This window comes from Crocinitomix catalasitica ATCC 23190, from assembly GCF_000621625.1.
Classification (GTDB): domain Bacteria; phylum Bacteroidota; class Bacteroidia; order Flavobacteriales_D; family Crocinitomicaceae; genus Crocinitomix; species Crocinitomix catalasitica.
This window is the reverse complement of record NZ_JHXV01000010.1, coordinates 118,140-136,972: the sequence shown is the minus strand read 5'-3', so window position 1 is coordinate 136,972 and position 18,833 is coordinate 118,140. Positions and strand designations below refer to the sequence as shown.

General features: G+C 33.1%; 19 protein-coding genes. 9 read left to right on the top strand and 10 right to left on the bottom strand.

The genetic code is table 11. The features are described 5' to 3' along the window. Positions 1-31 precede the first annotated feature (31 nt). The gene (locus tag T367_RS0108365) at positions 32-619 is read left to right on the top strand and encodes a DinB family protein (RefSeq protein ID WP_027419444.1); all 588 of its coding nucleotides are present in this window, start codon (positions 32-34) and stop codon (positions 617-619) included. On the opposite strand, the gene T367_RS0108360 is transcribed toward T367_RS0108365, so the two are convergent. The 7 genes from T367_RS0108360 to T367_RS0108330 form a co-directional block, all read right to left on the bottom strand. Beyond that, positions 616-1,527 carry a lysophospholipid acyltransferase family protein gene (locus tag T367_RS0108360; RefSeq protein WP_035842988.1) on the bottom strand — a complete coding sequence of 304 codons (912 nt, stop codon included), beginning with the start codon at positions 1,525-1,527 and terminating at the stop codon, positions 616-618. The two genes, T367_RS0108365 and T367_RS0108360, sit on opposite strands and share 4 nt — an antisense overlap. A 170-nt stretch (positions 1,528-1,697) precedes the next feature. Next, positions 1,698-2,249 (bottom strand): DUF4924 family protein, encoded by a 552-nt coding sequence (locus tag T367_RS0108355; protein WP_027419442.1) that lies wholly within the window; start codon positions 2,247-2,249, stop codon positions 1,698-1,700. Between the two features lie 11 nt (positions 2,250-2,260). Further along, the gene (locus T367_RS0108350) at positions 2,261-2,911 is read right to left on the bottom strand and encodes an OmpH family outer membrane protein (RefSeq protein ID WP_027419441.1); all 651 of its coding nucleotides are present in this window, start codon (positions 2,909-2,911) and stop codon (positions 2,261-2,263) included. Between the two features lie 110 nt (positions 2,912-3,021). Further along, complete coding sequence (locus T367_RS0108345) at positions 3,022-3,417, bottom strand: DUF1987 domain-containing protein (protein ID WP_169736040.1); 396 nt, start codon at positions 3,415-3,417, stop codon at positions 3,022-3,024. Positions 3,418-3,522: 105 nt separating this feature from the next. Next, on the bottom strand, positions 3,523-4,359 hold the full coding sequence (locus tag T367_RS0108340) for a hypothetical protein (RefSeq protein ID WP_157454169.1): 837 nt from the start codon (positions 4,357-4,359) through the stop codon (positions 3,523-3,525). Positions 4,360-4,430: 71 nt separating this feature from the next. Next, positions 4,431-6,701, bottom strand: coding sequence for an aconitate hydratase (locus T367_RS0108335; protein WP_027419438.1), 2,271 nt, complete (start codon positions 6,699-6,701; stop codon positions 4,431-4,433). Positions 6,702-6,876: 175 nt separating this feature from the next. After that, entirely contained in the window at positions 6,877-7,467 is a 591-nt protein-coding gene (locus T367_RS0108330; RefSeq protein ID WP_027419437.1) for a hypothetical protein, read from the bottom strand. 177 nt (positions 7,468-7,644) lie between these two features. On the opposite strand from T367_RS0108330, the gene T367_RS24880 reads away from it, so the two are divergent. Next, positions 7,645-7,785, top strand: a complete 141-nt coding sequence (locus T367_RS24880; protein WP_157454168.1) for a hypothetical protein — start codon at positions 7,645-7,647, stop codon at positions 7,783-7,785. Positions 7,786-7,805: 20 nt separating this feature from the next. On the opposite strand, the gene T367_RS23830 is transcribed toward T367_RS24880, so the two are convergent. Continuing rightward, positions 7,806-8,513: a DUF547 domain-containing protein gene (locus T367_RS23830; RefSeq protein ID WP_051568451.1), complete on the bottom strand. Its 708-nt coding sequence runs from the start codon at positions 8,511-8,513 to the stop codon at positions 7,806-7,808. A 180-nt stretch (positions 8,514-8,693) separates the two neighbouring features. On the opposite strand from T367_RS23830, the gene T367_RS0108315 reads away from it, so the two are divergent. From T367_RS0108315 to T367_RS0108300, 4 genes are all read left to right on the top strand, one after another. Beyond that, positions 8,694-11,102: an alpha-ketoacid dehydrogenase subunit alpha/beta gene (locus T367_RS0108315; protein ID WP_027419436.1), complete on the top strand. Its 2,409-nt coding sequence runs from the start codon at positions 8,694-8,696 to the stop codon at positions 11,100-11,102. Between the two features lie 14 nt (positions 11,103-11,116). Further along, complete coding sequence (locus tag T367_RS0108310) at positions 11,117-12,139, top strand: fumarylacetoacetate hydrolase family protein (RefSeq protein WP_027419435.1); 1,023 nt, start codon at positions 11,117-11,119, stop codon at positions 12,137-12,139. 129 nt (positions 12,140-12,268) lie between these two features. Next, positions 12,269-12,736 (top strand): MarR family winged helix-turn-helix transcriptional regulator, encoded by a 468-nt coding sequence (locus T367_RS0108305; RefSeq protein ID WP_035842985.1) that lies wholly within the window; start codon positions 12,269-12,271, stop codon positions 12,734-12,736. Next, a complete protein-coding gene (locus T367_RS0108300; protein ID WP_027419433.1) occupies positions 12,729-13,034 on the top strand; it encodes a DUF3817 domain-containing protein in 306 nt (101 codons plus the stop codon). Before T367_RS0108305 ends, T367_RS0108300 begins: the two co-directional genes overlap by 8 nt. Here the strand turns inward: T367_RS0108300 and aroQ are convergent. Continuing rightward, complete coding sequence (aroQ, locus tag T367_RS0108295; RefSeq protein ID WP_027419432.1) at positions 13,031-13,453, bottom strand: type II 3-dehydroquinate dehydratase; 423 nt, start codon at positions 13,451-13,453, stop codon at positions 13,031-13,033. The two genes, T367_RS0108300 and aroQ, sit on opposite strands and share 4 nt — an antisense overlap. Between aroQ and xerD the strand changes: the two genes are divergently transcribed. From xerD to T367_RS0108275, 3 genes are read left to right on the top strand one after another with little or no spacing between them, the layout of a single operon-like run. Further along, entirely contained in the window at positions 13,444-14,364 is a 921-nt protein-coding gene (gene xerD, locus T367_RS0108285) for a site-specific tyrosine recombinase XerD (RefSeq protein ID WP_027419431.1), read from the top strand. The genes aroQ and xerD overlap by 10 nt on opposite strands. Before the next feature lie 22 nt (positions 14,365-14,386). Continuing rightward, positions 14,387-15,427, top strand: a complete 1,041-nt coding sequence (gene ribD, locus T367_RS0108280) for a bifunctional diaminohydroxyphosphoribosylaminopyrimidine deaminase/5-amino-6-(5-phosphoribosylamino)uracil reductase RibD (protein WP_027419430.1) — start codon at positions 14,387-14,389, stop codon at positions 15,425-15,427. Next, positions 15,420-16,286 (top strand): DMT family transporter, encoded by an 867-nt coding sequence (locus tag T367_RS0108275; RefSeq protein WP_027419429.1) that lies wholly within the window; start codon positions 15,420-15,422, stop codon positions 16,284-16,286. Before ribD ends, T367_RS0108275 begins: the two co-directional genes overlap by 8 nt. 4 nt (positions 16,287-16,290) lie before the next feature. Here the strand turns inward: T367_RS0108275 and T367_RS0108270 are convergent, their stop codons facing one another. Next, positions 16,291-18,819 (bottom strand): DUF5686 family protein, encoded by a 2,529-nt coding sequence (locus T367_RS0108270; protein WP_027419428.1) that lies wholly within the window; start codon positions 18,817-18,819, stop codon positions 16,291-16,293. Positions 18,820-18,833 lie beyond the last annotated feature (14 nt).

The window sequence follows — 18,833 nt, the reverse complement described above, 5'->3', positions numbered from 1 at the left end:
TCAATTGAGTATTAGAGGTGTACAAATAAATATGAAAAGAGTTCCAATTTCCAAATTAATTAGCCAATTAACTGAAAAGACCGATTTGTTCGCTGCTGAAATTAAACGTGATTTTGAAAGTTTGAGCGAAAATCAACTTAATTGGCAACCAAATGAGAAAACTTGGAGTATTGCACATTGCTTAAGCCATTTAAATGCTTATTTCAGATATTACATTCCTGTATTTAAAGGAAAAATTTCAAATACAAGATTTAACGAACCGACCGAAACATTTTCAAGTAGTCCTTTAGGATTCGCTGTTTATAGACAGGTAAAACTTGGTAAAGTAAAAAACATCAAGCGTAAATTAAAATCAGTAAAAGATTATAATCCTTTAATAAATACGTCATTGCCTTTAACTAAAGTAAGAGAAGAATACCTGGATCATTTAGTAGAATTTAAAGAACTTTTACAAGAAAGTAAAGAAGTAAATTTGCGAAAAACTAAATGCCCTTTGTCCTTACGACCAGTAGTTAAATTGAATTTGGGTGATGCACTTATTTTCATTACCTATCACAACGAACGTCATATGGAGCAAATGCAGAGAGTAAAACGTATGCGTGCCTTCCCTAGTGCCTAAGATCTGAATTTCTGTACGAATCTTTTTTCATGATTCTTTTGCAATTCCTGAAGATTTTTAGGAACACTTTTCTTCCACCTTTTATGAGACCATAACCAGTTTGCAGGAGATGCATTAATATCCTTCTCTAACAATTCAATATAGCTACTTGTAATAAACCCATAGTCCTCTTCATGAGGTTTAAGAGTTATTGGTAAAACATCAACCTCGTAATGGCCTTTTTTTAGTTGTTTAATAGAAGCGTATACCACAACTGAATTGAATTGATTCGCTAGAATTTCTGCACCAAAAAAGAAAGCCGTTTTTTGATTTAAAAAGTCTGTCCAATAACAATTCTCATCTTTTCCTGGCGATTGATCGCCCAGCACTAAAGTTGCGGTTGGTTTAGCACCATTATTTTGAAGAATTTCTTTATAATTATTGGCATGAACTACTTGCATTCCAAATCGTTCACGTCGTTCATTAATTTTTGCATCCCAAAATTTGTTAGACAATGGTGTTCCAATCCCTATTGCTTGATGTTTAAATAACAAACTTTGTGCGGTGATTAATAATTCCCAATTATTCAAATGAGAAGATAATATAATGACATTTTTCCCTTCTTTATACAATTGATCCATTAGCGCATTATCCTTTAATTGCATACGATTTAAAAGATCATTCTCAGAAATTGAAAGGTTCTTGATTGACTCCGCAACCAAATTCGTTAAATAATGGTAAAAATCTTTAACAATTTTTTTTTGCTCCAATTCCGAGTGATTTGGGAAAGAATTTCGAACATTGTTAAGGACAACCTTTCTTCTATATTTAAAAACATTGTAGATTAAAAAATAGAAAAAATTAGACATGAAATAGATCAATCCCATTGGTAGCAATGACATTGGAAGCACGATAAAATAATAAAGCATTCTATTTAACACGACTCAATAATTAAATTATATGCGAATTTATTAATAAATAGGAACTTATACACGCTATTATAAATCGCTTCGCAAATTAGTAAAACAAAACAAAGGCCAGTTTGTTACAATTAGCGTTAATTCAATTTCGAATTACAAAACAAGAAAAGAAAAATGAGTTAATTTTTAGAAAAATCTAAATCACCTGCTTTCATTTTTTTATAATAAGCAGCTAAATGACCTAGCAGGTTTGAAATCAATTTAAATCCTGCTTCAGATGCAGGCGTAATTTCTTTCCCTTGTAATTTCAAAATTATCTTACCGTATAGCGCATTAAATCCTACTTCAATTAAATTCAAATCCCCAGTTTGGCTTTTCCCTTGAAAATCTTTCAAAATAGGTAAAGCAGCCTCAAATACCGCAAGATATTTCTTGTCTTGGGTGATATTGATTAATGTATTGTGTAATAATAAAAGCTCTGTTAGAATTTCATCAATATCTGATAGATGTCCCGTTTTTTGAATTCGTTCAGAAATCATTTGTTTGACAAGACCTTCGTACCACTTAGAATACGATTCAATCAATTGTCTATCCTCTATCTGAGGGGCAATAATTTGTTGTATTATTCTATCCGAATCTAGATTGTTAGCACGAATTAAATCTTCAATTTGGAACATATAAACAACATGTTCTGCAATATTCTCTTCTTTAGTTCGATTCGCTATCCGCATAGTTAAAATTTCTAATCGTTAGACTCTGGCTTGCTGAATGAAGCCTCGTAATCAGCATTCATCTGCGCTGTCAATTCAGCAGTTACATCAAATATTTCAGATGCATAATATAAATTCTGTCCCAATTGATAAGAGAAAATTAAATCATAACCATTTTCTTCTGCAAAGACCTTAGATGCGTCTGAAATTCTTTTAATATTAATTCGAAGTAAGTTTTCTTGTTTTTGTTGTAATTCCATTTGAACGTTTTGTTCGAACATCATCGCTTCTTGTTGCATTTGTTGACCTTGCTTTGCAAACTCAGCTTGTTCAGAAGACAATAATTGACCTTTATTCGCCCATTTCTGTTGCCAAGCTTCAATTTCTCTTTGCTTTTTCATCATTTTATCTTCCGCAGATTTTTGGGCAGCTAAAACATCTTTTTCAAGATCCTTCATGAATGAAAGATTAAGTGATAATGAATCAGCATAAAAATAAGCAACCTTTAAAATACCATCATCTACAATTTTAGAAACGACCTTAGTTGAATCTTTAACCTTAGTTTCATTAGCAGTATCATTTGCGCCATTTGGCATTTTAACAAATAAAATAATTACTGCAACTAACAATAGTACACTTAGTCCTAATGCTAATTTTGCTATTGAATTATTATTTTTCTCCATGTTTACTTATTTTAAAAGCGCGAAATTAATAACAAAATGTTAAACGCGGTGACGAATCGCTATAAATTTGTTAAATACAAAGGAAATATTACCCGTGAGATTCGGGATTTTTAAACTAAAACTTCATTTTTCTTTAAACTGAGATATTCCATTGGGATTTCGATCATATGATCAAAATCCTGGCCATGTTCAAACATCTTCTCATCATTTTCATTATAAATCCAAGAAATTTTCACATTCGCTCCATTTTGGAAAAGATCATTCATTTTATACAATAGAAATAAAATTCTCTTTGAAGCCGCAATATTGAAATGTTCAATATGCATTTTTATTTTAGTCTCATCTGCGGGATTGACCATATAATCTTCAACCCACTTAAATATCGGATGAAAAAACTCATCAACTTCATCAGGATTTAAAACACCAATAAATTCAATTTTACCAAGTTCTGCACTCAATAAAACCGAAGGTGTATTTGCCGTTTCAATAATTCTTAAAGTCTCCATTCGTTTCATCTTATTTATAAAATTGATAAAAAAAATTGCTCGAAAAACATATTTTCTACAAACCTCTTTATTTTGTAGACCAATCCCTGTTTTTTGATGATATTTTTAAGTTGTCAAATTGTTAAGATGAAAATTGAGTAAAGCATTGACGGGGAATTGATTAATACTTGTAACTTTTATACCATTTGATTGAGCTACCTGGACAATTTCCGCGTTAAAGTTAGAACTAATAGAACCTACAAAACTTATTTCATTGGTATTATATTTTTCTAATATAGAGTTGACATGCCGCTTAAAAAAAATATCGAAATAATCCAATAATAATTGTTCAATATCATTGGTTTTGAAATCATTAATAAGTCGAACGACTTGCGCAACCGAATTTAAGTCTTTCTCTAAGTAATAATAACTTGTAAAATCAGTTCTGGAGACGCCAAAATGATCAGCCATTGATTTATCTTGAGCGGCATTCATTTGTCCATTTAGCCAATATGACGTGATCAACTTCCCTAACTCGTATCCTCCTCCGATATCATCTATGAGATAACCGTGCCCACCTGTACTTTCGATAATATTTCTACCGTCATAATAAGCGACACATGCTCCGGTTCCCATTATTGCTATAACCCCTTCCTTTTTTAATAAAAGTGCGCGTGCTGCACCTAGCACATCATCAAAGACTTCTATATTCGTTTGGAACCTTTCTTTGAAATACGTTTTTATTTCTAATTGTTTTGCAGGATGCCGAAGACCACTTCCATAGAAGTATATATGAGCATCTTCAAAAACAGCGCTTGGCAATTGGTCAATCGATTCTAAAAACCCCTTATTCGTTCGATTAGGATTATACCCTGGATAGGTTAAAGTTATTTTCAGATCATCAACATTATGCGCCAACGATGTTTTAGAACTACCTGCTTCAAAAATAAAAATTCGCTTCATTTTTTTCATAAAAAAAGGGCAATTTACTCAAAACGAGTTCAATTGCCCTTATTAATAATTTTACGAATTGATTAATTCGCTTGCTCTAACTTTAAAAAATTAAGTGCAGATCCAGCTTTAAACCAATCAATTTGAGAACTGTTATAAGTATGATTTAACATGATCGTATCTTTTGAACCATCAGCATGAACTAACTCTAAAGTTAATTGCTTGTCTGGAGCAAAGCTTTCTAAATCAATAAAGTTCATTGTATCATCTTCCTGTACTTTATCATAATCACTTTCATTAGCGAAAGTCAATCCTAACATACCTTGTTTTTTAAGGTTTGTTTCATGAATTCTAGCAAAAGATTTTACAATCACAGCTTTAACACCTAAATGTCTTGGCTCCATTGCAGCGTGCTCTCTTGAAGAACCTTCACCATAATTATGATCACCAACGACAACCGAAGGAACATTAGCCGCTTTATAAGCTCTAGCCGTATCCGGTACAGTTCCATAAGAACCATCTAATTGATTCTTTACGTTATTTGCTTCTTTACCAAAATCATTGATCGCACCAATTAAACAGTTATTCGAAATATTGTCTAAGTGACCTCTATACTTCAACCATGGTCCAGCCATAGAAATATGATCAGTTGTACATTTTCCAAAAGCTTTGATTAATAATTTAGCTCCAGTTATATTTTTACCATCCCAAGCTTGGAAAGGTGTTAATAATTGTAATCTATCAGATGTAGGACTAACAACAACATTAATACCACTTCCGTCAGCAGCTGGTGCTTGATAACCGTTGTTTTCAACAGCGAAACCATTTGGTGGTAATTCATATCCAGAAGGATCTGCTAATTTTACTTGCTCACCTTTATCATTTGTCAAAGTATCCGTTAATGGATTAAAGTCCAATTTACCTGAAATTGCAACTGCAGCAACCATTTCTGGAGAAGTTACGAATGCCATTGTATTAGGATTTCCATCTGCTCTTTTCTTGAAATTTCTATTGAATGAATGAACGATAGAGTTCACTTCTTCTTTTTCTGCTCCTGCTCTATCCCACTGACCAATACATGGTCCACATGCATTCGTAAATATAGTGGTACCATTCAGTTTATTAAAAATATCGAATAAACCATCTCTATCAGCAGTATAACGAACTTGTTCTGAACCAGGGTTAATTCCTAATTTCGCTTTCGCTTGTAGACCTTGATCAGTTGCATTCTTTACAATAGATGCTGCTCGCGTTAAATCCTCGTACGAAGAGTTTGTACAAGAACCAATTAATGCCCATTCAATATCTGTAGGCCATCCGTTTGCTTTAGCAGCTGCTTTCATTTCTGAAACTGGCGTTGCTAAATCTGGCGTAAATGGTCCATTTAAATATGGAGTCAAAGTATCAAGATCAATTTCAATTACTTGATCAAAGTATTTTTCAGGATTTGCATAAACTTCAGCATCTCCAGTCAAGTGGTCCGCAACTGTATCAGCCGCATCAACAACATCTTGTCTTCCTGTTGCAGCTAAATAACGACGCATTGATTCGTCATAACCAAAAGTTGAAGTTGTAGCTCCAATTTCAGCTCCCATATTACAGATTGTACCTTTACCTGTACAAGATAAAGATTTAGCTCCTTCACCAAAATATTCAACAATTGCTCCTGTTCCACCTTTTACAGTAAGAATTCCAGCAACCTTTAAAATAATATCTTTAGGAGCAGTCCAACCACTTAATTTACCTGTTAATTTAATTCCAATTAATTTTGGAAATTTTAATTCCCAAGGCATACCTGCCATTACATCAACAGCATCAGCTCCACCAACACCAATTGCAACCATTCCTAATCCACCAGCATTTACTGTATGTGAATCCGTTCCAATCATCATTCCTCCAGGGAACGCATAATTCTCTAAAACTACTTGGTGAATAATTCCTGCACCTGGTTTCCAAAAACCAATACCATACTTATCACAAACAGAACTTAAAAAATCAAATACTTCACCATTGGTATGACTTGAGCGTTCAAGATCACTCTTTGCACCATCTTTTGCAAGAATAAGGTGATCTGCATGCGCAGTAGAAGGAACTGCAACTTTCGTTTTTCCAGCTTGCATGAATTGCAATAAAGCCATTTGAGCTGTAGCATCTTGCATAGCTACACGATCTGGATCAAAATCAACGTAAGACTTACCTCTAGCATACTCTTCACTTACTGGATTTTCCCATAAGTGTGTGTACAATATTTTTTCAGCTAGCGTTAAAGGTTTACCAATAAGTTTACGTGCTTTTTCAATACGTTCAGGATACCTAGCGTATACCTTTTTGATCATGTCAATATCAAATGCCATAGTTTATGTTTTATTTTAAATTTATTTTCTTTCGTAATTGAGTAGCGAAATTAGCTATTTCTTCATTCTTTTAAAAGAAAAAGTACTTATTTATATTACTTCTATACGAAAATGAATTTTGTCGTTAAATTTTAAAGGTTAATTAACCTGAATCGTTACATAAATAGTATAAAAGTTAATAAAACCAATTTATCAAAATTGAAGAACATTTCAAGTCTTGTTCAGGATAAAACTTAAATGTTGTTGTGGTTTTAATATCGTTTGTCGAATATGATAGAGTAACAACATCATGTTCATCAACCAATCGTGATGCCGGCTCGCCTAATCTTTTAACCATTTCGACCTCTGTGAGTCCAAACAAATTTAAATCACATGAATCAAATCCATAAAAGTGCTCGGCCTTTTGAATTGTTAATCCAATTTCCTCACTTTTACTTAATACTTCAATAAAAATCGCTTCAATTATACCTGTTTTAACATCTGCCCAAATTGATAGTGGCATATTCTTAACTTGTCGGAAATGATAAACGAATGAAGTAGAATCTTCTACAAAATCACCCCCTGAAATCAAACCGATTTTCGAACGCAACAATTCTTCACCATCACCATATTTAAGTCCTAAATAAGTATTAAAGCCACTAATATCATTTGTATGACAAATCATATCGGCGGATGCTTTCTCATTCGTTACAGTTTCGTCTTGTTCGACGTTACATGCAAATACTAAAAAAATAATACTAATGAATTGTATTAACTTAAGATTCATGGTCCATACTTCTGTTTTGACAATGATAGTAATTTCAAAAATGTATTCAAACTGTTATCGAGCGAAATTCACATTAATTTTTCAAACAAACTAAACAATCAATAGTTGATACAATTTAAGTTACAGCAATAAAACGGCACATTTCTTGTTTTATCTTGTGAAATGAAAAACTCGATTATGATAAATTTAAGTCAAATACTACCTATAAATAAAAAGACAGTGCGGTTAAATGGAATTGATAAAGGATTGATTGAAATTGGTTCGAAAATTCTTGCCATGAGTAAACAACAGAAAGCTAGTGTAAATAAAGAGGCTTAACCCCACTTAATTTTTACTGCCTAATTGTTCCTGAAATTCAATAATTTTATTGACTTGTCAAATGCGACATACTTCCATTTGTAATTTAAGGCGTCTTTTTTAATTATCCCCTTTTCAAAGAACAATCTTTTTAAACCGCGTTTTCCTCCAAAGTCACCTAAATAGAATAAGAATAATTTATTGATATAGATTAATTGTTCGTCGCGATTTGTCAGGACCTCATTCGCCATATAAATCAACATAGACTCTTCCAATTTTATTTCTGCAGTTTCAATATCAAGTGGAACAATCAGTGGACAACTTTTAGCGCCACAATTCAAAATGAAATGAACCCTAAAGTCTAATTTTTCCAACATCAATGAGGTCAGCGGATTTTTCCTATTCCCTCCCTTAATAAAACCCAGTCCATATTTCCAACGATTCTGTCTTAATATTCGGTGTTCAACATCATCAAAACTCAATTCTAAATCTTTAAAAATGATACATTTAGTTGTGAAAAACAATTTAGTAAATCCTTTTTCATCAGATGGATTGGCTTTTTGTGCACAATATTGAAAACAGCCATTATAAACGTTCGACCAAAAAACGATCTTTTGTTTATCCGTAGTTAATTCATTTAATATCTGTAATTCATTAATTTCTTTATAAGCCTGCAACGACCGATTAATAATATCGGTATCATTTCTTTTAATCGCATCTATAAAATCATTTGACAACTGTAACAACATGCCACTTGAGTCGAGAAAAGAATACCCACCTTACACTTGTCTTCGTTTTCTAACATCAATAATTTCACTTTGGGCGTATTGAATAGAAGAAACATTCAATACTTGTATAAATTTTAAACGCTAATTTTCAAAAAAATCTTCAAATTATAACTAACTTTGCAGCTCTAAAAATCATTAATTATGTCAAACCAAAAAGCAACTTTAAACGCTGTCGATAAAAAATATTCTACAACTGTATTAGAAGATTATAAACTTGCGAGAATATCGCGAGAAACTTCTTTAATCGGTCGTAGAGAAGTTTTAGGTGGAAAAGCCAAATTTGGAATTTTCGGTGATGGTAAGGAGATTGCTCAGATTGCCATGGCCAAACAATTTAAAAATGGTGATTTTAGATCTGGTTATTATAGAGATCAAACCTTTATGATGGCTATAGGTGCATTGACAGTAAAACAATATTTTGCTGCACTTTATGCGCATACAGATGTAGAAAAAGAGCCAGCTTCTGGCGGAAGACAAATGGGAGGCCATTTTTCTACTAGAAGTCTAAATCCAGATGGTACATGGAAGAATTTGATGGAACAAAAAAATAGTTCTGCCGATATCTCCCCTACTGCCGGTCAAATGCCAAGATTGGTTGGTCTAGCTTTAGCTTCTAAAGTTTATAAAAACAATAAGGCTTTGCATGGTATGACTAATTTCACGAACAAAGGAAATGAAGTCGCTTTTGGAACAATTGGAGATGCGAGTACATCTGAAGGTCCTTTTTGGGAAGCTATGAATGCAGCTGGTGTTCTACAAATTCCTTTTGCTATGTCCGTATGGGATGATGGCTACGGAATTTCTGTCCCTAAAAAATACCAAACTACTAAATCAAGTATTTCCGAAGCTTTGGCTGGAATGCAAAGAACGGAAGATCATACTGGTTTTGAAATTTTCAAAACTAAAGGTTGGGATTATCTAGATTTATGTGATACTTACGAACGTGCAATTAAATTGTGTCGTGAAGAACATATCCCTGTTTTTATCCATGTTGAAGAAGTGAATCAACCACAAGGTCATTCAACTTCTGGATCGCATGAAAGATATAAATCTGAAAATAGATTGGCTTGGGAAACAGATATGGATTGTATTGAAAAATTCAAATCATTCATTCTCGAATCAGAAATTGCAACACTTGAAGAGTTAGAGGCAATTGAAAAGGATGCAAAAAAACAAGTTCGTGACGAAAAGAACGAAGCTTGGAAAGAATTTAATGCATTGTTAAACGATGACCTAGCAACGGTTAATAGTTTATTGAACAATATGGCTACTGAAAGTTCAAAAGGTAGTTTTATTCAAAAAATAGCGGATGACTTAGCTGCTACAATGGGACCTATCAAGAAGGACATTTTTACAGCTGCAAAAAAAGGTTTGCGCTATATGAGAGGTGAATCATCTCCGAATAAAACGGCTTTAATGAATTGGTTAAAGTCGGCACAAGAAATCAATTCTGATAAATATTCATCTCATCTTTATTCTCAATCAGACGAGTCTGCTTTAAAAGTTAGTGGAGTACCTGTAGAATACAATTCTGACAATATGATTGATGGAAGATTGATTCTAAGAGATAATTTTGATGCACTATTTACTAAATATCCAGAGATTCTAACTTTTGGTGAAGACGTTGGAAAAATTGGTGGTGTGAATCAGAGTATGGAAGGGATGCAAGAAAAGTTCGGCGTTGATCGTGTTACAGATACTGGAATTAGAGAATGTACAATTCTAGGTCAAGGAATCGGAATGGCTATGCGTGGTTTAAGACCAATCGCTGAAATACAATATTTAGATTATTTATTGTATGCTATTCAAATCATGTCTGATGATTTAGCAACTGTTCAATACAGAACTAAAGGTGGTCAAAAAGCCCCTTTAATTATTCGTACACGTGGTCATAGACTAGAAGGTATTTGGCATTCAGGTTCTCCAATGGGAATGATTATCAATGCCGTGAGAGGTATATTTGTTTGTGTTCCTCGTAATATGACAGTTGCCGCAGGTTTTTACAATACATTATTACAAGCTGACGATCCTGCTTTGGTAATTGAACCATTAAACGGATATAGAATTAAAGAAAAAGAACCAGCGAATTATACCGAATTCAAAGTTGAATTAGGAAAAGTTGAAACGGTTATTGAAGGAACAGATTTAACTTTGGTTTCTTACGGATCAACATTTAATATTTGTCAAGAAGTTGTCAAACAATTAGCTGAAATGGATATTTCTGTTGATTTAATTGATGCACAATGTTTAATTCCTTTTGACCGCGATCATGACGTAGCTGCCTCTTTAGCAAAAACTAATAAATTAGTAATTGTAGATGAGGATGTTGAAAGTGGAGCAACGGCTTATTTGTTAGATCAGATTTTGGTTAAACAAAAAGGTTATTATTCATTAGATTCTGAACCTTTAACAATTTCAGCTAACGATCACCGACCAGCTTATAGTACGGATGGAGATTATTTTAGCAAACCTAATATGGAAACTATTTTCGATGCGATTTATGATTTAATGCATGAATCAAATCCTGAAAAATATCCATCAATATATTAAAAAGAATAAACCTTATGAAATTAGCAACATTAAGAAATGGTGATAGAGATGGTCAATTATTGATTGTTTCAAGAGATTTAAAAAAAGCAATACAAGCTAAAAGTGCTCCAACAATGCAATTGGCATTGGATAATTGGAACACAGTTGCACCGCGACTTGAAGAAGAATATAAAGATTTAAATAACGGAAATACAAATGCAGCTTTTGATTTTGATGAAGCAGCTTGTACTTCTCCCCTGCCTCGTGCTGTACAATGGCTCGATGCTTCAGCATATGTAAACCACGTACAACTGGTAAGACAAGCAAGAGGAGCTGAAATTCCAGAAACTTTCTGGACTGATCCTTTAATGTATCAAGGAGGTAGTGATACTTTTTTAGCGCCTCATGAGACCATTAAAATGGAAACTACAGATTGGGGAATAGATATGGAAGCTGAAACCGCTGTTATTCTTGACGATGTTGAAATGGGGTCTAAAGAAACGTTGGCTTTAAGTCGAGTTCGTTTAATTATGTTAGTGAATGATGTATCTTTAAGAGGATTAATTCCTGCTGAACTTGCAAAAGGATTCGGATTTTTACAATCTAAACCTTCAAGCTCTTTTTCTCCTGTTGCTGTCACTCCAGACGAACTAGGTAGTGCTTGGGAAGATGGAAAAGTAAAACTTCCGATCCATGTTGATTTAAATGGTAAACCATTAGGTCGTGCAAATGCTGGCGTAGATATGACTTTTAATTTTGCGAAATTAATTTCACACGCGGCTAAAACTCGTCCATTATGTGCAGGAACAATTCTTGGTTCTGGTACAATTTCAAATAAAGGAAAAGATGGCGGACCAGGTAAACCTATTCAAGAAGGTGGCTTGGGTTATTCTTGCTTAGCAGAAGAGAGAATGGTTGAAACTATTTTAACGGGGAAACCAACTACTCCGTTCATGCAGTTTGGTGATAATGTTACTATCGCAATGTATGATAATGATGGTAAATCAATATTTGGTTCAATCAACCAAACTGTTGAAAAATACAATCCTCCAGCTTAAAAAATAAAATAGAATTTAAAGCTCCAGATTTTTATTCTGGAGCTTTTTTCGTTTAAAAAAAAGATTAGAAAATTCGTTTTTTCTGTTTGATAAAATAGCGTAACTTTGTTATGTGAAAAGCTTATTTATATGAAAATTGAAGAAGAAATTAAATCCAGATTTACAGATGATTATCAAAAACTAACTGTTAATCTATATTTGACACATTCACGATTAGCTGAGCCTTTTCAAAAATTATTGTCAACCTTTGACATCACTCCTACTCAATACAACATACTTCGAATTTTACGGGGTCAAAAACAAAACCCCGTATCAATAGGAATTATTAAATCTCGAATGATTGAACGTAATTCGGACGTAAGCCGTGTTATTGATAGACTGCTGAAAAAGGACTTAATTATTCGAAAAAAGAATAAGCTAGACAAAAGACAAAAAGACATCATCATAAGTGAGACAGGATTAGTGTTATTAGAAAAAATAATGGCTGTTCAAGGTGATACTGACCGTTATTTTGAGAATTTAACGCTAAGTGAAGTCCAGTTAATGAATGATTTATTAGATAAAATTAGAAAATCAATACCTAGTACGAATGAATAGTTTAAAATTACTACGCTTAACAGGTCTTTTAGAAGGACTATCTTACTTAATACTACTTTTGATAGCAATGCCATTAAAATACTATTGGGACCAACCAGAAATGGTAAGCCAAATAGGCATGGCACATGGAGCATTATTTGTTCTCTATATCCTATTGGTTGTGCTTGTAGGTCTTAAATATAACTGGTCTTATAAAACCATTGGATGGGGTTTATTGGCTTCAATTATTCCACTTGGAACTTTTATTGCAGATGCAAAAATTTTTAAAGTTGCTGATTCCGCAGCTTTGAAAAGTTAGATGGATTTAAAATGGTGCAATGCCAATTCATAAGATTGCAATCCAAAACCTAAAATCACACCTATACATACTGGACTGATCAAAGATTCATGTCTGAATGATTCGCGATTCGTCACATTGGATATATGCACTTCTAATACGGGGGTTTGAACAGAATTTATAGCATCTCTAATCGCAACACTGGTATGGGTATAACCTCCAGCATTTAACACAATCCCATCCCATTTTAAATCTTGAATGGCATCTATTAACACGCCTTCATGGTTCGATTGCAAATAGGATAAATCTAATGACTGAAAAGCGGCTTGCAATTCCACAAAATAATCTTCAAAACTTTTATCTCCGTAGATAGTTTGCTCCCTTTTTCCAAGTAAATTTAGATTCGGACCATTTAATATTAAAATCTGTTTTGAATTCATCTTGGCTCAAATATAAAAAGGATTATTTAAGTTACCTTAAAATTGAAAAGTCTTTATCAAACAATAGCATTGAAGCTTATTTGAGAGACTATGAAAAGCTGTACGCTTTTATAGAGACTTATCAAATTCAAAAAGACCCTCAGGATATAAATTTAAAGGATCTTCAAGAGATGATGCAGTGGATTAATGAAATGGGAATTTCGGCAAGATCACAAGCTCGAATTATATCTGGTCTGCGGAATTTTTTCTTTTTTCTAGTACTTGAAGATATAATTGATGATGATCCTACAGAATTATTATCCTTACCTAAAATCGGTAAAAAGCTTCCTGAAGTTTTGGATTTACATGAAATAGATGCTTTGATGTCGGCCATAGATTTGTCCAAAAATGAGGGACATCGCAACAAAGCTATCATTGAAACATTATATAGTTGCGGATTGCGTGTAAGTGAATTAATCAATTTAAAAATTACGAATCTCTATTTTGATGAAGGGTTCATTCGTGTTATTGGAAAAGGAAACAAAGAAAGACTTGTACCAATAAGTCCTTCGGTTGTAAAGGAAATTAGCTTTTATATGGAAGGCACCCGAATTCATCAGGACATTAAAGCAGGTCATGAAGATTTTGTTTTTCTAAACCGTCGAGGAGCCCAACTAACAAGAGTGATGATTTTTACAATTGTCAAACAATTGGCTGAAATAATTGGTTTAGCAAAATCAATCAGCCCACATACATTCAGGCATTCTTTTGCGACACATATGGTTGAAAATGGAGCCAATTTAAGAGCAATACAAGAAATGTTAGGCCATGAATCGATCAGTACAACTGAAATCTACACCCATTTGAGTGATGACATGTTAAAAAGTGCCATTGTTTCATTTCATCCTCGTAATAATGACTATCGATTATAAAAAATTTAACTTTACCTTATAAATGACGGAATTAGACAAGATTTTCATGCAGCGCTGTTTGGAGCTAGCCAAACTAGGACAAGGTTCGGTTGCTCCTAACCCGATGGTTGGATCTGTAATTGTCCACAACAATATAATTATTGGGGAAGGTTATCACCAACAATATGGACAAGCACATGCTGAAGTAAATGCCGTAAATGCTGTCAAGGATAAAAGTCTTTTAAAGGAGTCGACAATTTATATTAATCTCGAACCTTGTGCACATCATGGAAAAACACCGCCTTGTGCCGATCTTATCATTGCCAACAAAATTCCAAATGTTAAAATTGGTTGTATCGATTCATTTGCTAAAGTAGCCGGCAATGGTATTAAAAAACTTGAAGCCGCAGGTGCCAAAGTTGAAGTCGGTATTTTAGAAGAAGAGTCATTGGCATTGAATAAACGTTTTTTTACATTCCACGCTTCTAAAAGACCGTATATCATACTTAAATGGGCCGAGACTGAAGATGGTTTTATGGATATGGATCGATCTAAAAATGAAAAAGGAATATTCTGGATTACAAGTCCTGAAATGAAAACACTTGTTCATAAATGGAGACATGAAGAATCTGCTATTTTAGTTGGTAACAATACCATTGTAACAGATAACCCGCAACTTAATTGCAGAGATTATGCTGGCGTATCCCCCATTCGCATAGTTATTGACGAAAATTTAAAACTAGATTATGGCGCTTTTAATGTAGGTGATCGATCAGTACTAACATATATTATTACCAAGAAAAAAGTAATCGCTAGCGGGAATTTACAATTTGTACAACCTAAAAGTTTTGCTTTAAATGATATCATGACTTTGCTTTATGAGTTAAATATTCAATCAGTTATTATTGAAGGTGGAAAATTCACTTTAGAAAAATTCATTCTTGATAATTTATGGGATGAAGCAAGAGTTTTAACAGGGAATAAAATGCTTCAAAAAGGGATCAAAGCTACTAGTCTTAATAGAAAATCAAGTTTATCATATGCCTACTTTTCAAACAAGGTAAATATTTTTACAAATGTTTAATTTAATATTAGGCATCCTCTTTTTTGTTATCGTTTTAGTTTTATTTAAATTATTCGATCGAAACAAAGTAGACATTTTACAAGCAATTGTTACGAATTACTTAGTAGCAGGTACTATTGGATATATAAGTTCTAATAACCAATTATCAATCGATGAAATTTTCGTTTTACCATGGTTACCTCTTGCTTCCCTAATTGGAATCTTGTTCATTTTAGTATTTAACTTTTTAGCTTTTAGTACGCAAAAGAACGGTTTCGCTATTTCGACGATAGCGAATAAAATGTCTGTTATTCTTCCCGTAATCGCAAGTATTTATCTGTACAATGAAAGTTTAACTTGGCTCAAGTCAATTGGTGTTCTTTTGGCCTTAGTAGGGATAGTATTTAGTAGTCTTTCAAAGAATAAGGAACTCTCTTTTGAAAAAAAGTATTTATCTATAATACTTGTAATTTTTATTGGTCAAGGCATTAGCGATATTATATTTAACTATGTTCAGCATCACTATATCGATGAGAATACGGCGCCCTTTTTTATTTCAACCATTTTTCTAACAGCCTTTATATTTGGTCTAATTTATTTAATGACATTGGCAATAATGGGTAAAACCAAATTGCGGATTAAAAATGTTGCATGGGGTATTGCAGTGGGGATACCTAATTATTTAACTGTCTTCTATTTTTTCAAAGCTTTAGAGGAAAACTTTTTAGAAAGTTCTCAAATTTATCCTATCCTTAACATTGGAATTATATTGATTTCAACAATGATTGGACTCATCTTTTTCAAAGAAAAATTATCCAAACTAAATTGGATAGGAATTATTGTTTCAATGGTCGCTATTGCACTAATTGGATTAAGTTAAGTACCTAATAGGACCATTCATTACTGAAGGTATTAAAGAAATCGAATCCGATTTTAAAATTGAAATTAATGGAGGCGGCATTATTATCTCGGACCACATAAAAAACACTTGCCTTAAACAATTGTTGTCTTATTTTAAATACCCGTTCTAAACCACCGTAAAATTCGACATGTGCATAGTTTTTATCTTGGAGAAATAGCGCTCCGGCTCCCGCAACGATTTGAAGCTTTAATTTATTAATAAGCCAAATCTTATCCATAATCGCTCCATTAAAATGATGAATTCCATAAGCTTGAAAGAAAGGACTCGTTGTATTAAATGTAGAATCTAATAGCTGCATAGTGTTTAAAGGATTGGAGAAGAAAAAGAGATCTGAACCTCGAATAAATTTTCGTTCAACATATTGGACTTCCTCCTTATTCGAACCCAAAAAAGAACCTGCTTCCATCCGCCATTTTAACTCTCCAAATGTGCCCAATTTAACCTTATCACTTAAATCTATTTGTAAAAAGCTAAAATTAACATCACTCCCAAATAAATTTGGAACACCTATTTTGTATCGTAATTTCAATTCAGGGTACTCCGTTCCTACTATTAATTTTTTATTCCCTTTTAAAATATACTTCTGCTTAAATCGATATAAAAACTCAAGTCCAATGATCGACACGGTATAGGTTTCGTAAGGATCAGGATAAGACCATATTCCGAGATTAACCAATGTATCAACCCATGGCGCGAACTCAACATTCGAAACATCACGACGAACAGAATGATCGAAGCTAATTTTACCGTATAATCCATTCGTGAGCTCAATTCTTTGACTTAATTCAATAAAAGTCTTTCGCACTTGATTTGACACACTGAAAAAGTCCTCGATTGATTGCTCCATCGTCACAAAGTCGTAAATATCACCTCCAGCTATTTTAAAACTACCAAATCGCTTTGGTAAAAATGTATATTCGACCCCTAATTGCCCCTTTACATCCTCATTTCTAAAACCATAATCAATAAATCCATCTACACTAAAAGCTTGCGCATTCTCAAATTCTTTGGAGTACGAACCGCCTAATTTCCATCTAAAACCACCCATACCTAATGGAATTATCTGCCCAATTAGTGGATTGATAAATATTTCTTGCCTTTTAATTCTACTTCGGAATCCGACACCATTCAAAACAATATCCCAAAATTTAATGCGATTAAACTCATTATTAACACTATCAATATATTTATCGCTTGTTATCTCTTTGTAAATACTGTCTTGCTCTGCGATAAAGTCTAATTCCATCTCTTTGAGTTGAATGGGTCTAATCTCGCTCCAATACAATGAATCTTTATCAAAAGCTTCTTCATCATATTTCATCAATATATTTCGGTCTGACTTCACTAACTCTTCAATATTGAATTGATAATCTTTGTGATTTACTCTTGTGTTACCTATTACAATTTTATTGAAATCATTAACCGTATAATCAAATTCTCTTCGCGTTACAACCCACTTATCTTCTAATAATTTATAATCCTGATTTATTCTAAAACTTTTAAAATAATTCATGGCATTTTTATTAATAGACAAGTCAAATGATTTAATCACCCATAAACTATCGATGATATAAATATTACCCGAGAACAATGCCGTTTCACTAAACCTAGGTTCAACAGCAATATCAAATATTTTCTGTCCATCTTGAAAAAAAACACTGTTCAATATGAATTTGTAATTAATGAACGTATTGATCGCTAACGGCGAAACTATTGGGTTTTCCGCAATTTTAGGCAAGGTTAGAAGATTTTGATACAAGTTTATATCACCGTCCTCTAACTTTTCAAAAAACAGGTAAGGGTTATGTTTGATGTTCTGAGTTGGAGCAATATCACCTGACCGAGAAAAGCTTGCTGAAACTCCCGTTGTACTGGAACTTTTATCAGAATAATCTTGATAGGCCAAAATAACTTCATGGTATTTATCTTTTTGATAAAAATTACTTTCCGAAACAGACTCAATAAAATTCATCTTAGTTCGATCCAAATCGAGCACCAATTCCCCATCAGCATCCAAACTATCAGTGACGCGATTATACCTGTTTTCCGACTCTAAACTACTTTTGATATAAGTTTGACATTTATAACTTTCATATTGATAGCGATATTTATCCTTCATCTCCATCGCATTTTGAATAACTTCTTTTGCGATATCTCTCTTATCGGCATAGATCTCAACAGAACTCAATGAGCGTGCATTTTCAAGTAAAGTAATATTGTGTTCGTGAATTTTTGAAGTGATTACCAAAGTATCTATTCGAACTTCCATTCCAATCATTGTGAACTTTAAAACAACACTATCTAAAGCAGTAATCTCTAAAAAGTAATTACCGTTAAAATCTGTAGGAACACCGTAGGTTGTGTTTAAAACTGAAACGCGCACACCAGGTATCGGTCGACCTAATACATCATTCACATTGCCCTTAACAACATTTTGTGCGTTTGCGAAACTTGAACAAACAATAAAAAGAAAAATAAAGAATCTTAACATAATTGATCAACAAG

What these genes read in the sequence shown, in the direction of transcription:
- T367_RS0108365 (WP_027419444.1), top strand. Translation starts at nt 32, where the DNA reads ATGAAAAGAGTTCCAATTTCCAAATTAATTAGCCAATTAACTGAAAAG.
- T367_RS0108360 (WP_035842988.1), bottom strand. Translation starts at nt 1,527, where the DNA reads ATGCTTTATTATTTTATCGTGCTTCCAATGTCATTGCTACCAATGGGA.
- T367_RS0108355 (WP_027419442.1), bottom strand. Translation starts at nt 2,249, where the DNA reads ATGCGGATAGCGAATCGAACTAAAGAAGAGAATATTGCAGAACATGTT.
- T367_RS0108350 (WP_027419441.1), bottom strand. Translation starts at nt 2,911, where the DNA reads ATGGAGAAAAATAATAATTCAATAGCAAAATTAGCATTAGGACTAAGT.
- T367_RS0108345 (WP_169736040.1), bottom strand. Translation starts at nt 3,417, where the DNA reads ATGGAGACTTTAAGAATTATTGAAACGGCAAATACACCTTCGGTTTTA.
- T367_RS0108340 (WP_157454169.1), bottom strand. Translation starts at nt 4,359, where the DNA reads ATGAAGCGAATTTTTATTTTTGAAGCAGGTAGTTCTAAAACATCGTTG.
- T367_RS0108335 (WP_027419438.1), bottom strand. Translation starts at nt 6,701, where the DNA reads ATGGCATTTGATATTGACATGATCAAAAAGGTATACGCTAGGTATCCT.
- T367_RS0108330 (WP_027419437.1), bottom strand. Translation starts at nt 7,467, where the DNA reads ATGAATCTTAAGTTAATACAATTCATTAGTATTATTTTTTTAGTATTT.
- T367_RS24880 (WP_157454168.1), top strand. Translation starts at nt 7,645, where the DNA reads ATGATAAATTTAAGTCAAATACTACCTATAAATAAAAAGACAGTGCGG.
- T367_RS23830 (WP_051568451.1), bottom strand. Translation starts at nt 8,513, where the DNA reads ATGTTGTTACAGTTGTCAAATGATTTTATAGATGCGATTAAAAGAAAT.
- T367_RS0108315 (WP_027419436.1), top strand. Translation starts at nt 8,694, where the DNA reads ATGTCAAACCAAAAAGCAACTTTAAACGCTGTCGATAAAAAATATTCT.
- T367_RS0108310 (WP_027419435.1), top strand. Translation starts at nt 11,117, where the DNA reads ATGAAATTAGCAACATTAAGAAATGGTGATAGAGATGGTCAATTATTG.
- T367_RS0108305 (WP_035842985.1), top strand. Translation starts at nt 12,269, where the DNA reads ATGAAAATTGAAGAAGAAATTAAATCCAGATTTACAGATGATTATCAA.
- T367_RS0108300 (WP_027419433.1), top strand. Translation starts at nt 12,729, where the DNA reads ATGAATAGTTTAAAATTACTACGCTTAACAGGTCTTTTAGAAGGACTA.
- aroQ (WP_027419432.1), bottom strand. Translation starts at nt 13,453, where the DNA reads ATGAATTCAAAACAGATTTTAATATTAAATGGTCCGAATCTAAATTTA.
- ribD (WP_027419430.1), top strand. Translation starts at nt 14,387, where the DNA reads ATGACGGAATTAGACAAGATTTTCATGCAGCGCTGTTTGGAGCTAGCC.
- T367_RS0108275 (WP_027419429.1), top strand. Translation starts at nt 15,420, where the DNA reads ATGTTTAATTTAATATTAGGCATCCTCTTTTTTGTTATCGTTTTAGTT.
- T367_RS0108270 (WP_027419428.1), bottom strand. Translation starts at nt 18,819, where the DNA reads ATGTTAAGATTCTTTATTTTTCTTTTTATTGTTTGTTCAAGTTTCGCA.